The following is a 15,307-nucleotide window of genomic DNA, read 5'->3' as shown; positions in this document are numbered from 1 at the left end:
GTGAAAGAAGGAGGTAGACCCGTGAAGAAACGACTGCTGAGCCTGCTGATCCTGGTGTGCATGGCCCTGTCCCTGCTGCCCGGCACAGCCTGGGCGTCCGTGGGCGACCTGCTGCACAACACCCCGGCGGAAAACCAGGCGCTTCTGGATGAGCTGGCGGCCATGACCGGCGGCACCACCGAGGAGGCCCGCGCCATGCTGGAGCAGCTGGGCCTGCTGGACGAAAAGGGCCGGCTGAAAACCGACTATACCCTCTCCCTGGACGGGAAGGAGTACACCCTGGACGAGATGGAGGACCTGTTGTCCGACCCGGACACCGACCTGAGCCGGGTGGGCTATGTGGACGGCACCCCCATCGCCCTGGGGGACCTGAAGACCATCCTGGAGATCGAGCGGGAGCTCCAGCGCATCCAGGAGACCTACTTCTCCGGTACCACCTTCTCGGAGGAATCCCTGCAATCCCTCAACAGCCTGCTGGACCAGCTCCAGACCCAGGGGCTTGAGCTCCAGGCGGCTGCGGGCGCGCCGGTGAGTTTTTTGAGAGGGAAGACGGTGGATGTCTCCTCGCTTAAGGAGATCCCGCTGGACTCGGGGTATAACTACGGCTATTCCGGTTACTTCTCCATCCACCACAACGCCCAGAGCGGTGAGACCGTCAGCTTCGATCTCACGCTGGACCCGGGCAGTCTGGGAGACTTCCTGGAATATGTGGAAGTATCGGTCACCGTTCCCACGGCCGGCACCATCTCCGTGAAGCTGACCCGGGACAATCCCACCGCCACATGGAAATGCGAACTGCCAGTCACCGAGACCGGCGGATCCAACAGTGTGAGGATCCAGGTCTGCGCTGTCCGCGACGGCTATGCCGCTGTGGAGCCCGGCTTCTACGGCAATCTGGCCGGGGCCCTCCACTTCTCCAACTCCACCGGCGGTCTGGTGTTCTGGAACGGCAGCGACTATACCGACCACCACACCGTCATGCTGACCTCATCTGCCAGCTTGCCGGGAGAGATTTCGGATACAGGATCTATGTCCACCCCGATGACCATTCGGAACGACGGGACCCCCAACGGTGACGAGTGGTCACAGGTGAGATTCTCCTTCCTGGACGGGGACGGCACCCGGGTCCGCCAGATAGATTCCCTGCGCCAGCTGATGCAGAGCAGCCTCCAGGACGCATCGGGGAATCCGGTGGCCATCAACGAGGTCAATGCGGTGAAATTCCAGGTCTCCGGTGAACTGGTCCAGACCACCGACACCGGCATCAAATTTACCACCATACCCAATTTCAACTTTCCGCCGGACATCAGTAAGGACTACTGGTATCTGCCTTTGAACAGCTCGGACACCAGCAAGGACTATACCCACCGGCTTGTAAATGGGGAGATGGTCCTGGAGTGGGAGGAGATACCCCTGGCGGAGGAGATGGAAGACAACAGCCCGTCGGCATTCCGGTTCCAGGGCTGGAGCACCGCAGCCGACGCCATCCCCTATGGCCTGTTCTTTGAGGACCCGTTTTCCCACGGCTACGCTCCCGCCTATCCCCACAGCGGCACCGGCACCGTGCAGAACTGCGTGGTGGAGCTGCTCGACGACAGCACCCAGCCGGTGCTGCACAGCGTCACCGCGCCGGAGGGGACCTACTACCCCGGCCAGCGGGTCCCGGTGACCCTGCGCTTCAGCGAGCTGGTGAAGGTGGCCGACGGCACGGTCATCACCGTCAACGGCGCGGAGTTCACCGCCGACCAGCTGTGCATGAATACCGTGGGCAACGACCTGGTGCTGTGGTATCCGGTGCAGGGCGTGGACAGCACCAGCCTGACCGTCTCCTTCGGCGACGGCTCCGGCTCCGGCGTGACCGACTTCTTCGGCAATCCGGTGGACATCAGCGGCAAGCCGGTGGAGGGCGCCGCCATCGAGAGCATCCGCATGCGGGGCGGCGTCAACGGCCTCTCGGCCAGCTATGAGAACGGCCAGATCGTCTTTGCCCTGGACGCCGACCGGTCGGGGCAATACGGCACCCTCTACGCCAACTACGACACCAGCGGCAGCGGCGAGGCCCCCTTCCGGGTGCTGCTCTATGAGCAGGACGCCTACGGGACCTACGGCACCCCCAAGGAGACCATCCAGGTCTATATGCCGGCCTCCGAAGGCGAGCCCTTCTCCATCGCGCCCTATCCCGTGGACCTGCAGAGCAAGGCCCAGGTCTATTACGCCTACGTCCAGGCCAACGAGGGCACCCGGGACAATCCCCAATGGGTGGACGCCGTGTGGTCGTACAAACAGATCAACATCGCCGCGAAGGTCTCGGCGGAGTTCGTCACGGTGGATCCGGAGTCCGACCCCGCCAACTATACCCTCTCGCTGGGCGAAGACTACCGCCCCACCCTGACGGCCACCATAACGAACAGCACCGGCAACCCGCCTACCTACGTCAGCGGATCCTGGGGCAGCACCGACGAGGACATCGCCGCCGTCACCACCAATTCGGACTATACCGGCACCGTGGTGCTGACAGGCAGGAAGGTGGGCCAGGTGCAGTTCTACTTCAACGCGGACAACGGCACGCCGGAGGATCCCAGCGACGATGAGAGAGGCTATTCCGAGACGTATACCGTCACGACGGGGGATTCCCTGGCCCTGGTGATCCCCTCCAACGCCTCCACCATCATCATCCGGCAGGGCGGGCCCGCCACGGTGCTGTGGAGCTCCAACGCCAAGCTGATGGCCCCCGACGCCCAGTTCGAGTACACGATCGAGTTGTTCAGCGGGTACTATGAGACCCTGGAGGAGCTGGAAAACGTGCAGTGGTCCAGGCGGGTGACCGCCGATCAGGACAGCAACAGCGCGGAAATCGATTACGGGTTCAGCAACCTGTCCGACGGCGATACGCCCGCCTACACGGTGCGGGTATCCATGCCCCACCCGAACGGGGAGAGCGGTGACATCTCCCTGTCCGCCCTGGCCTGGATCATCGTGCGCCCCAAGCCGGTCCAGGCGGAGATCCTGCCGCCGAAGAACGATACGATCCTGGATGAGACCTCCGACGGCGCCGGCCAGCTGGAGGTGTCCTTCCAGCTGAACAACTTCTATCCGATGCGCCAGACAGCCACCCTGGACCTGACCCGGATCGAGGAGGACGGAACGGTCACTTCCGTGGCCAGCGAAGAGATCCAGATAAACGGCGAGGGGTTCGACGAAAGCACCATGATATACGTCCCCAATGGCTCCAAGCGGTTCAATGTGGAGCCGGTAGATGAGGGCCACCTGCGGGACATCTATCAGGCGGTGCTCACCGTCACCGATCAGAGCGGCACATACGACCGTGAGACGTCCACCACCGATTCCATCTACCTGTACGTCTTCAATGCCGACGCCCTTCATCTGGTGGACGGGGAGGGCAACGACCTTTCTTCCAGCGACCTGGTGGTCTCCAATGAGGATCTGGCCGACCAGCCCCCCACCGACACCGACTCCATCCTGGCGCTGCGGGAGCAGCTGATGCTCCAGGCGGAGGTCAGCATCAATTATGAGGAGTACAACTGGGATTCCATCCGGGATACCTTCCAGTGGAAGGTGTCGAAGCTCTATCCGGAGGAGCCGGGCATCGACCTGAACTACAAGCAGGGCGGGCTCTATGAGAACATCGAGAACTTCTCCTTCACCGAATACCTGCCCGATACCGTCCTGCTGGTGACGCCGGACAGTGAGGAGGAGAAGCTGGGTGGATATTACGGCCGGGTCTCCGCCACCCATTCCGCCACCGGCGAACAGGCCCAAGCCTCGGTTCGTTTCACCTCCCTTCAGAACAAATTGTTCCTGTTCCAGGTGCTGCCGGCGGCCACGACCACCCTGGACGCCGGGGGCCTGGTGCGGGGGGAGACCAACGAGGACGGCGTGCTGGCCCTGTATACGACCCGCACCATCATCGACGACGTCTCCTTCCGCTCCGAGTATGAGGGAGAGGTGTACCTGGGCACCATTCCCAAGGAGGAGCTGCGCTCCGGCGAGGGGAACGCCACCCGGCTGGAGCTCTATCCCATCAATACGGTGATCCTGCGTCCGGCGGGCAAGGTGGAGCTGACCCTCCTCAAGCCCGACGGCTCCCCCTTGGCCGGTTCCCAGGTGACCATCCGGGGCGGCGTGTACAAAAACGGCGGCTACTGCGAGAGCGCCGAGATGGGTCCCGACGCCGAAAGCCTGGACGCCGGCAGCGTGGGTCAGACCTACACCACCGACGAGACCGGCAAGCTGACCATCTACTACGACTCCACCCAGTTCTGGTCCTTTGAAATGGGAGAGAGCTCCCGGAACCAGCCCACCTCCCTGGACCGGCTGGAGTACGTGCTGGAGATCAGCGGCATTGACGGCGACAAATATTACCCCCTGTTCCGGACGGTGAACGGCAGCATGAGCCTGGACCAGCGGATGCGCACCTCTGAGGACGTGATCCTTCTGGAGGAGGTGCCCGAGGGCCAGGCCGGGGAGCCCTTTGTGGCTGAGCAGACCGTAGCCTATGCCAAGGCGCCCGGCACCGAGCCCGACACCGGTAAGATCGACGTGCGCAAGTCCACCGGCATGGTGGGCCCCAACAGCACCTTCCAGGAGGCCACCCTTTCCACCACCATGTACCTGTGGGGGGAGAGCATGGAGGGGGCGGAGAACTACGTGCTGCAGATGGCCGACGAGATGGGCTATGTGCCCGACGGCCAGACCTGGAGCGCGAGCCAGTATCCCTTCTCCTCCATCCCCGTGGCCCGGAATACCATGACCCTGAACGAAGAGACCATCACCGACTCCGGCTGGATTCCCGACCGAGAGGATGGGGGCCTCAAGACCCGCCTGAGCATGGACGGCACCCTGCTCCACGAGCGGGCCATGCCCTTCCGGATCATCGACCTGACCCGGGTGACCCCGGTGGACCAGGCGGGGGAGGTCACCGGTATGCTGGTGGAGATGAAGGACTCCAGCGGCCTGCTGGACGTGAGCTTCGGCGGGGTGGACGGGGACAACATCGTCAAGCTGCTGGCGGGCAACCTGGACGACCTCTCCGGCCCGGTGGACAGCAGCATATTCAAAATGATCATCACCCCCAGCCAGGACCCCACCGTGTTCAACGCCCTGATCTGGACCGGCTATGACACCCTGGGCCTGGACGAGGGGGACTACTCCTCCGACGGCGTGGCCATCAACGCCGACTTCCTCTCCCAGAGCGGCGGCCTGGGGGTGCCCGGCACCGGCCAGCTGGCCGACATGGCCCGGGGCACCTACAATCCCGCCCGGACCGCCCGGAACAACCGGGCCCAGGGCAACTTCGGCGACCTGGACATCAACCTCCAGCTGGAGGGCTGGTATGAGGCCCAGATCCGCTACAACCGCGAGACCGGGGAGTGGGAGGCCTTCACCCTGGGCGGCGGCTTCACCGCGGGAGCCGGCGTGGGCTACACCTTCAATATCAACGCCATGGTGGGCCCCGTCCCCGTCACCGCCTCCTTCGGCGTGGGCGGCGCCATCCAGCTGGACTTCCAGGCCGCCGCCCGGTACGGCCAGCAGCAGGACACCAGCGGCAACACCCTGACCTGGGCCGATTCCTCGGCCACCGGGGTCAACGACTACCTGACCAACCTGCGGCTCAACGCCTATGCCAGCGCCTTCGGCGGCGTGGGCTTCGACCTGTCCATCGTGGCGCTGAAGTTCGGCGTCTTCGGCGAGCTGAGCCTGGACAGCCAGAACCGGTTCCTCTCCCGCACCTACCTGCTGGACGAGGGGCAGCGGCAGCTGAACGGCCAGCGCCTGGAGATCTCCGGCCGGGCGGGCATCAAGTTCGTGGCCAAACTGGTGCTGCTGGAATATGAGGCCGTGCTGGTCGCCGGCGGCGCCGGGGTCTCCAAGAACTTCAACGACTGGAACGAGATCGAGGGCTACTGGGGAAGCGCCGACTCCGGCCTGTCCCAGCAGTCGGCGGACAGCGGCCTGTATCTGGCCTCGGCGACCGCCGCCCTGCAGAGCCGGGACTACCTGGAGGCCTATGCCCGTACCTGGGGCAGCCAGGACCGGCTGAGCCTGATGAGCCTGGACGAGGAAAACGGCCTGGCCGCCCTCCAGACCAACGCCAACCCGGCCTCCTATCCCGACGTGAGCGACGACGGACAGGTGCTGGTCTATGTGAACGACGGCTATACAAGCGAAAACCCCAACCCCAGCGTCTATGAGAGCCGGACCCACTTCAGCACCCTCAGCGGCGGCAGCTACGCGCCCTCCCAGGAGATCCCCGGCCCCGCCGGCTTTGCGGGCCACGGCGACAGCAACGCCGTGGTGGCCGGCAGCGCCGGCTTCGCGGCGGCGGCCTGGGTGCGCATGGGCGCCTACCTGGAGGGCAAGGACGCCGGCGACCCGGTGAGCGACGCGGAGCAGACCCTGCTGCTCAACGGCACGGAGATCGTGGTATCCGTCTATGACGGCACCGGGTGGACCTCCACCCGCCTGACCGACAACGCCAGCCCCGACCTGGCCCCGGCGGTGGCCTCCAACGGTACCGGCAGCGCCGTGGTCTTCTGGCGCAGCGCCTATACCCCCATCCTGGACAACGACAGTCCGATGAACTTCGGGATCCAGGATTACATCATGTTCAGCCGCTACGACAGCGAGACCAAGACCTGGAGCGCGCCGGAGCTGCTCTACAACGGCACCACCGGCGCCGTCATGGGCCTGCAGGCCGCCATGCTGTCCGACGGCACCGCCATGGCCGTCTACACCCTGGACCGCGGCGGCAGCGGCGACACCACCGAGTATGAGGTGGGCTACTGCGTGGTGGACAGCACCGGCAAGGCCGGTATGCCCATCAACGCCACCCGGGACACTTACCTGGACGAGAATCCCCAGGTGACGGCGGCCGATTTCGGCTCCGGCGACTGCCGGTTCGTCATGGCCTGGCACACCGTCCGGGACGACGTGGGCGACATCCGCCTGCTGGCCGTGGACAGGGCGGGCAACCCCTCCGCCAGCTTCCCCAGCTCCCTGACCGCCATGGTCCGCAGCGGCGCGATGAGCGTCAGCGGCGACTTCCGGCTGGCGGCTTTGAACGCTTCCAACCGCGGCCTGGACGATCTGACCGTGGTGTGGAGCGAGACCGTCAGCGGCGACAGCGGCCTGACGGACCACACCCTCCTCAGGGCCTCCACCCTCTGCTCCGACGGAGCGGGCGGCTACTGCCTGTCCGCGCCCCAGGAGCTGGCGGAGCTGGACAGCCGGACCCTGGCCGACCACTTCGACGCCTACGTCAGCGGCCCCGGTCAGGTGAAGGGGGTCATCCAGGCCACCTGGTACGACGACGCCCACCCCGTGGTGGATGAGGAGAGCGGCGTCACCGTGCCCGGCGAGGAGGTCAGGCTCTACACCGCCACCGCCGCCTTCGATACTTACGGCCTGGAGGTGGAGGAGCTCTATGTGGACTACGGCGAGCTGACCGCGGGCCTGACCGTCCCCATCCAGTTCCTGGTCCGCAACACCGGCCTCACCGGCCTGAGCAATGTGACCGTCACCCTGAACACCGGGGAGAGCGGCTCCGTGGCCGCCCTCCTGCCCAACGAGAGCGCTGCCGTCACCCTCTATCACCAGGTGGGGACCACGGTGGAAAACGTGACCTACACCATCTCCGCCGACGGGCAGCCCACCCTGGACAGCGGCACCGTCTACCTGGACTATCCCGACATCGGCATCTCCCGGCTGGAGGTGATGAAGGAGGAGGCGGGCCTGCGCACCATCGCCGTCACCCTCTACAACGCCTCCGGCGCCATCCTCGACGGCAAGGGCCGGGCGGTCAAGCTGGAGCTGTGGATGGATGAACAGTATACCCAGCCGGCCTCCCTGTCCCTGACCCCCCAGACCGGCGTAAGCCTCAGCGGCAACACCGTCACCATCTCGGGAGACGGGGCCCTGAGCCGGGTGGACGCAGGCAGCATGACCCTGATCCTGACCTGTGATCTGGGCAGCTACGTGCAGAATACCCTGGGCCTGCAGGAGATCCCCGACAGCGGCGTGATGCTGTACGCCGATGCCTGGACCCAGGGCCGGGTGGGCACCCAGACCGAGACCGTCCGCCTGCCTGAGTACAACAGCGCCGACAACGGCGGCGCTCTCCGGCTGGACGGGGCCCTGTCCCGTACCGGGAAGCAGTTTACCCTGAATGTGGAGCAGGGGACCGGCGACAGCGGCACCGAAGCCGAGGTGACCCTCCGCAACAACGGCCTCCAGAGTGCGGCGGCCACACCGCTGCTGGCCGTCCTGCTGGACGGTAAGGACAATCTGCTGGAGGCCCGGCAGGTGGTCTTTGACGGCGGCCAGCTGGCCGGCGAGACGGAGACCACCGCCTCCGTGGCCTTCTCCCAGACCGGCAGCCGGTTGGCGGTGTACCCCGCCAACGGCCAGGACACCCTGATCTTTGACGGCCTGTCCCTGCGGATGAGCGATTTCGTCTATGACGAGGCCCAGGACGCCTACTGCCACACCATCACCGGCGTGACCCGCCGGGGCATCCTGGTCACCGCCTACGCCGCCCAGGGGACGGTCACCATCAACAACACGGAGCTGGGCAGCGGCGGCAGCCAGTGGGTGCCCTTTGACGACATGATCAGCCAGGTCACCGTCACCCTGGGCGACAGGACCTACCAGCTCACCGTGGAGCTGGACGACTCCATGCTCCAGGACGCCGACTACCCCTATTTCTTGACCGAGCCGGAGAGCGCCACCTATGAGCTGAACGAGGCGGCGGACCCCCTGACGGTGGAGGCCCGGTCCAGCGACGGCGGCGAAATCGCCTACCAGTGGTACACCTGTGAGACCCCATGGGATGACATGACCGGCTCCACCCTGGGCGTCCTCAGCGCCGACTCGGATTGGCTGGAGGAGGACGCGGACTTCCAGGAATTCCAGGAGATGTTCGGCCTGGAGATCATCCCGGGCGCCATCGGGTCCCGGTACACGCCGCCTACGGGCCAGGCGGTCACCACCTGCTACCTGTGCATCGCCATCAACCACAACGCCGACGTTCTGGGCAGCCAGAGGAACTGGAGCCCCTCGGCCACGGCCAGGATCCGGGTGGTGGACCCCAACGGCACCGCCGCCCAGGAGCCCGTCATCACCGTGCAGCCCCAGGGCGCCAGCTACATTGTGGACGACTGGTATGAGTGGTCGCCGGATCTGCTGACCGTGGCGGCCGGCGTCACCGACGGCGGCACCCTCTCCTATCAGTGGTATGGGTATATCCCCGGCCAGACTGAAGAGCCGGTGCCGATCCTGGAGCAGACCGGGCCCACCTTCGATCCCTGGTACCCCGGACTGACAGGGGAGATCCATTACTTCTGCGTGGTGACCAACACCAACGAAAGCGTGACCGGTTCCAGGGTCGCCTCCGTCACCTCGGAGCACGCAATCCTCCTGGTGACCCAGGCGGGCGACGCCCAGGTCCCCGTCATCGACACCCAGCCCGCCGACGCCGCTTACACCGTAGGCGACCAGGAGGCAGAGCTGAGGGTGAAGGCCAGCGTCACCGACAACGGCACCCTGAGCTACCAGTGGTACCGCAGCGACAGCGCCGACGGCACCGGCGGCACGGCCATTCCCGAGGCCACCGGCGAAATCTGCACTCCGGCCACAGACCAGGCGGGTACGTTCTACTACTACTGCATCGTGACCAACACCAACGAGTCCGCCACCGGCCAGAAGACCGCCGAAAATACCACCCGGGTGGCCAAGGTAACTGTCACGGAGAAGCCCGCAACCGTGAACGCCCAGACCCCTGTCATCGACACCGAACCCGCCGACGCCGCTTACACCGTAGGCGACCAGGAGGCAGAGCTGAGGGTGAAGGCCAGCGTCACCGACGGCGGCACCCTGAGCTACCAGTGGTACCGCAGCGACAGCGCCGACGGCACCGGCGGCACGGCCATTCCCGAGGCCACCGGCGAAACCTGCACTCCGGCCACAGACCAGGCGGGTACGTTCTACTACTACTGCGTGGTGACCAACACCAACGAGGCCGCCACCGGCCAGAAGACCGCCGAAAATACCACCCGGGTGGCCAAGATCACCGTCACGGAGAAGCCCGCTCTGGTGGACGCCCAGGTCCCCGTCATCGACACCCAGCCCGCCGACGCCGCTTACACCGTAGGCGACCAGGCGGATGCCCTGAGGGTGAAGGCCAGCGTCACCGACAACGGCACCCTGAGCTACCAGTGGTACCGCAGCGACAGCGCCGACGGCACCGGTGGCACGGCCATTCCCGGGGCCACCGGCGAAACCTGCACCCCGGCCACAGACCAGGCGGGTACGTTCTACTACTACTGCGTGGTGACCAACACCAACGAGGATGCCACCGGCCAGAAGACCGCCGAAAATACCACCCGGGTGGCCAAGGTCACCGTCACGGAGAAGCCCGCTCTGGTGGACGCCCAGACCCCCGTCATCGACACCCAGCCCGCCGACGCCGCCTACACCGTAGGCGACCAGGAGGCAGAGCTGAGGGTGAAGGCCAGCGTCACCGACGGCGGCACCCTGAGCTACCAGTGGTACCGCAGCGACAGCGCCGACGGCACCGGCGGCACGGCCATTCCCAACGGCACCGGCGAAATCTGCACTCCGGCCACAGACCAGGCGGGCACGTTCTACTACTACTGCGTCGTGACCAACACCAACGAGTCCGCCACCGGCCAGAAGACCGCCGAAAATACCACCCGGGTGGCCAAGGTCACCGTCACGGAGAAGCCCGCAACCGTGGACGCCCAGACCCCCGTCATCGACACCCAGCCCGCCGACGCCACCTACACCGTAGGCGACAAGGCGACAGAGCTGAGGGTGAAGGCCAGTGTCACCGACAACGGCACCCTGAGCTATCAGTGGTACCGCAGCGACAGCGCTGACGGCACCGGCGGCACCGCCATTCCCGAGGCCACCGGCAATACCTGCACCCCGGCCACAGACCAGGCGGGCACATTCTACTACTACTGCGTGGTGACCAACACCAACGAGGCCGCCACCGGCCAGAAGACCGCCGAGAACATCACCCGGGCGGCCAAGATCACCGTCACCGAGGAGCCCGTCCCGGTGGACGCCCAGACCCCTGTCATCGACACCCAGCCCGCCGACGCCGCCTACACCGTGGGCGACCAAGCGGCAGAGCTGACCGTGGAGGCCAGCGTGACTGACGGCGGCACCCTGAGCTACCAGTGGTACCGCAGCGACAGGGAGGACGGCACCGGCGGCACGGCGATTGAGAAGGCCACCGCTTCCAGCTATACCCCGGACGTGACCGCGGCTGGTACCACCTACTACTACTGTGTGGTGACCAACACCAAGGAGGGCAAGACGGCCAGCGCCACCACGGACGTGGCAACCGTTACTGTGACCCAGGCCGTGCCCACCGAGTACACCATCACCTTTGACGCCGCCGGCGGCACGGTGGACCCCGCCTCCGGAGTCACCACCGGCGGGAAACTGACCAGCCTGCCCACACCCACCCGGAGCAGCTATACCTTCGCCGGCTGGTATACGGCGGCGGAGGGAGGCGACCCGGTGACCACCGACACCCTGTTCACCGGAAACGGCACTATCTATGCCCACTGGAGCTACAGCGGCGGAGGCGGCGGAGGCAGCTCGGCCTACCGGATCACGGTGGAGTCCGCCGAGCACGGCGCGGTGAAAGCCAGCCGGACCTCCGCCGGCGCGGGGGCCGTCATCACCCTGACGGTGACGCCGGAGGAGGGCTACGAACTGAGCAGCCTCACCGTCACCGACAGCACCGGCAAACTGATCACTCTGACGGAAAAGGCCGACGGCAGCCGCACCTTCACCATGCCGGCCCGGGCCGTCACCGTCCGGGCGGCGTTCACTGACCGGAACGACCCGGCGGACTGCCCCCGGGACACCGGCTGTCCCCTGTGGGTCTACACCGACCTGGATCTGGACGCCTGGTATCACGACGGCATCCACTACAGTGTGGAGCAGGGGCTGATGACCGGCACCAGCGGCACCACCTTTGAGCCTGAGACCGTCACCAGCCGGGGCATGGTGGCCACCATCCTCTACCGGCTGGAGGGCAGTCCGGCGGTCACCGCCGACGGCGGCTTCACCGACGTGGCCACCGGCGCCTGGTACGCCGACGGGGTGAATTGGGCGGCGGAGCAGGGCATCGTAGAGGGGTATGGCGGCCGGAAGTTCGGGCCGGAGGATCCCATCACCCGGGAGCAGATGGCGGCCATCCTGTACCGCTACGCTCAGTACAAGGGCTACGATGTCAGCGTGGGCGAGGACACCAACATCCTCTCCTACACCGACGCCCACATGATCAGCGAGTACGCCATTCCCGCCATCCAGTGGGCCTGCGGTGCGGGCCTGATGAGCGGAAAGGGCGGCGGCGTGCTGGATCCTGCCGGCACCGCCACCCGGGCGGAGATCGCCGCCATCCTGATGCGGTTCTGCCGCAGTCAGGGCAGGTAAGGGCAAACGGAGGAGGCCCGGCGCGGAACGATTTGTTCCGCGCCGGGCCTCCTTTTCTTCGGAGAGGGGGACGCTTGCCGGGAAATGGGAAATATGCTACACTGATGCGGAAAGGAAGGAGGTGAGGCACCATTGAAGCTGACCACCAGTCTGTTGGAACTGTCGGGAGTAGGTCCGGCCCGGGCAAAGGGCCTGGAACGGCTGTGCCTGCGCACAGTGGAGGATCTGCTGCGCTATTACCCCAGAAGCTATGAGGACCGGCGGCAGATGTCCACCATCGCCTCCGCGCCGGAGGGGGTGCCGGTGTGCCTCACCCTGACGGTGGCGGAGCCGCCTGTGTTCTCCTATATCCGCAGGGGGCTGGAGCTGGTGCGGGTGCGTCTGGTAGACGACGCCGACAGCCTGACCGCCACCTTCTTCAACCAGAGCTATCTGAAGGACGCCTTCCGGACGGGGGAGACCTATATCTGCTTCGGCAAGGTGGAGGGCACGCCCAACCGGCGGCAGATGACCAACCCGGTGTGCGAGCGGGCCGACCGGGTCAGGTTTACCGGCCGCATCCTGCCGGTGTATCCCCTGACCCACGGGATCTCCAACAACCTGCTGGTTGGGCTGGTCCAGCGGTGCGTGGAGGACTGTGCCGGACAGGTGGAGGAGCCTCTGCCCCACGACCTGCGGCAGGACCACGCCCTGGCTACGGCGGAGTTCGCCTGCAGGAACATCCACTTTCCCGCCGACGAGACCGCCCTGGAGGTGGCCCGCCGCCGGCTGATCTTTGAGGAGCTGTTCTTCCTCACCTGCGGCATGGCCCTGCTCCGCCACCGGCGGGACAGGGAGGCGGGCATTGCCTTCTCCATCCCGGAGGCGGAGAAATTTCTGGACCTGCTGCCTTTCACCCTCACCGGCGCCCAGCGTCGGGTGATGGCGGAGATGGCCGCCGACCTGTCCTCCGGCCTGCCCATGAACCGCCTGGTCCAGGGGGACGTGGGCTCGGGCAAGACCATGCTGGCGGCCTACGGCGCCTGGGCGACGGCCAAAAACGGGTATCAGTGTGCCCTGATGGCCCCCACCGAGCTGCTGGCAGAACAGCACTTCCGCTCTCTGGCGCCTATGCTGGAGCCGGCAGGGCTGCGTGTGGGCCTGCTCACCGGCTCGGTGAAGGGCAGGGCCCGGAAGGGGCTGTACGCCGCCCTGGAGGCGGGGGAGCTGGACCTGGTCATCGGCACCCACGCCCTCATCAGCGAGGGGGTGCGCTTTGCCAGCCTGGGGCTGGTGGTCACCGACGAGCAGCACCGGTTCGGCGTGGCCCAGCGGGCCGCCCTGGCGGCCAAGGCCGGTACCCCTCCCCATGTGCTGGTCATGTCGGCCACACCCATCCCCCGCACCCTGTCCCTGGTGATCTACGGGGACCTGGATGTGTCGGTGGTGGACGAGCTGCCCCCCGGACGCAGTCCGGTGGAGACCTACGTGGTGGGGGAGGACAAGCGGCAGCGGATGTATAACTTTGTCCGCAAACTGGTGGGGGAGGGCCGGCAGGCCTACATGGTGTGTCCCGCCGTGGAAGAGGAGGAGGACCGGGAGGGGGATGTGAAGGCCGCCGTCACCTATGCCCAGAGTCTCCAGACCGAAGTGTTCCCCGACCTGCGGGTGGGTCTGGTCCACGGCAAGCTGAAGAGCCGGGAGAAGGAGGCGGTGATGACCGCCTTCGCCCGGGGGGACCTGGACATTCTGGTGTCCACCACCGTCATCGAGGTGGGGGTGGATGTGCCCAACGCAGCCCTGATGGTGGTGGAGAACGCCGACCGGTTCGGCCTGAGTCAGCTCCACCAGCTCCGGGGCCGGGTGGGCCGGGGAAAACACCAGTCCTACTGCGTGCTGGTCACCTCCACCCGCAATCCGGACAGCCGGGAGCGTTTGCGGGTCTTGTCAAAAACCAACGACGGGTTTAAAATAGCCGAGGAAGATCTGCGGCTGAGAGGACCCGGAGACTTTTTCGGCTCCCGGCAGCACGGTCTGCCCCAGCTGGCCATTGCCGATCTGGCGGCAGATATGCGGGTGCTGAAGGAGGCCCAGGGGGCGGCGGAGGAGCTGCTGCGCGCTGACCCCGGCCTGAAACAGCCGGAGCACGCCCCGCTGCTGGAGCGGGTGCGCAGGCTTTTTTCTGACCACGGAGATATGTTCAATTGAAGAGGAGGATACCTATGTACCGATATCAATATGTCAATGTAGTCGGTGAAGGAGTAGCGGCCACCAAATTCAAGGAACATCGGGAGCTGATCGACCGCTATGCGGTCCAGGGGTGGCGGTATGCCGGCTGGGTACCCACCCATATCTCTCACGGGGAGATCGTGCAGATTGATCTGATTTTTGAAAAGGAAGTTGACGACGCAACATGAACAGAATGGAACAGACAAAGGCCCTGCGGGCCAGGACGGATATCCACTACAACTGCTGCCAGTCGGTGCTGGTGCCCTTCTGCCGGGAATGCGGCCTGACCGAGGAGGAGGCCTACAAGCTGGGCGCCCACTTCGGCGGCGGTATGAAGCACGGCGGCACCTGCGGCGCGGTGACCGGCGCCCTGATGGTGCTGGGCATGGCCGGGCAGGGCAACGAGGCGGCTCTGGAGCTGCTCAGCCGGTTCCGGAACAAGAACCAGGTCCTGGAGTGTGCCAAGCTGCTGGCCCTGGCCAAGGACCGGGGGGAGGACCGCAAGTCTCACTGCGACCGGATGGTGTATGACGCAGTAGAGCTGCTGGAAGACCTGCTGGCAGAGAATCAATAAAACAGCAAAAGCGTGCCCCCTCACATGTGAGGG

At 65.9% G+C, this 15,307-nt stretch carries 4 protein-coding genes; all 4 read left to right on the top strand.

What is annotated here, in order from left to right; genetic code table 11:
• Nucleotides 1-21 precede the first annotated feature (21 nt).
• The 4 genes from E0E41_RS07245 (at nt 22) to E0E41_RS07230 (ending at nt 15,274) form a co-directional block, all read left to right on the top strand.
• Nucleotides 22-12,492 (top strand): S-layer homology domain-containing protein, encoded by a 12,471-nt coding sequence (locus E0E41_RS07245; RefSeq protein WP_130869317.1) that lies wholly within the window; start codon nt 22-24, stop codon nt 12,490-12,492.
• Between the two features lie 132 nt (nt 12,493-12,624).
• Entirely contained in the window at nt 12,625-14,679 is a 2,055-nt protein-coding gene (gene recG / locus E0E41_RS07240; RefSeq protein ID WP_130869316.1) for an ATP-dependent DNA helicase RecG, read from the top strand.
• Between the two features lie 14 nt (nt 14,680-14,693).
• Entirely contained in the window at nt 14,694-14,888 is a 195-nt protein-coding gene (locus tag E0E41_RS07235; RefSeq protein WP_130869315.1) for a DUF4177 domain-containing protein, read from the top strand.
• Complete coding sequence (locus E0E41_RS07230) at nt 14,885-15,274, top strand: C-GCAxxG-C-C family protein (protein WP_130869314.1); 390 nt, start codon at nt 14,885-14,887, stop codon at nt 15,272-15,274. Before E0E41_RS07235 ends, E0E41_RS07230 begins: the two co-directional genes overlap by 4 nt.
• The last annotated feature ends 33 nt before the right edge of the window (nt 15,275-15,307 follow it).

Source organism: Intestinimonas massiliensis (ex Afouda et al. 2020), from assembly GCF_900626285.1.
Lineage (GTDB): Bacteria > Bacillota > Clostridia > Oscillospirales > Oscillospiraceae > Flavonifractor > Flavonifractor massiliensis_A.
Note: the sequence above shows the minus strand (reverse complement) of the source record. Positions and strands in the feature narration are given on the sequence as shown.

Bases quoted from the DNA above. Each gene is read 5' to 3' on its own strand.
- E0E41_RS07235 (WP_130869315.1), top strand. From the start codon at position 14,694: ATGTACCGATATCAATATGTCAATGTAGTCGGTGAAGGAGTAGCGGCC.
- E0E41_RS07230 (WP_130869314.1), top strand. From the start codon at position 14,885: ATGAACAGAATGGAACAGACAAAGGCCCTGCGGGCCAGGACGGATATC.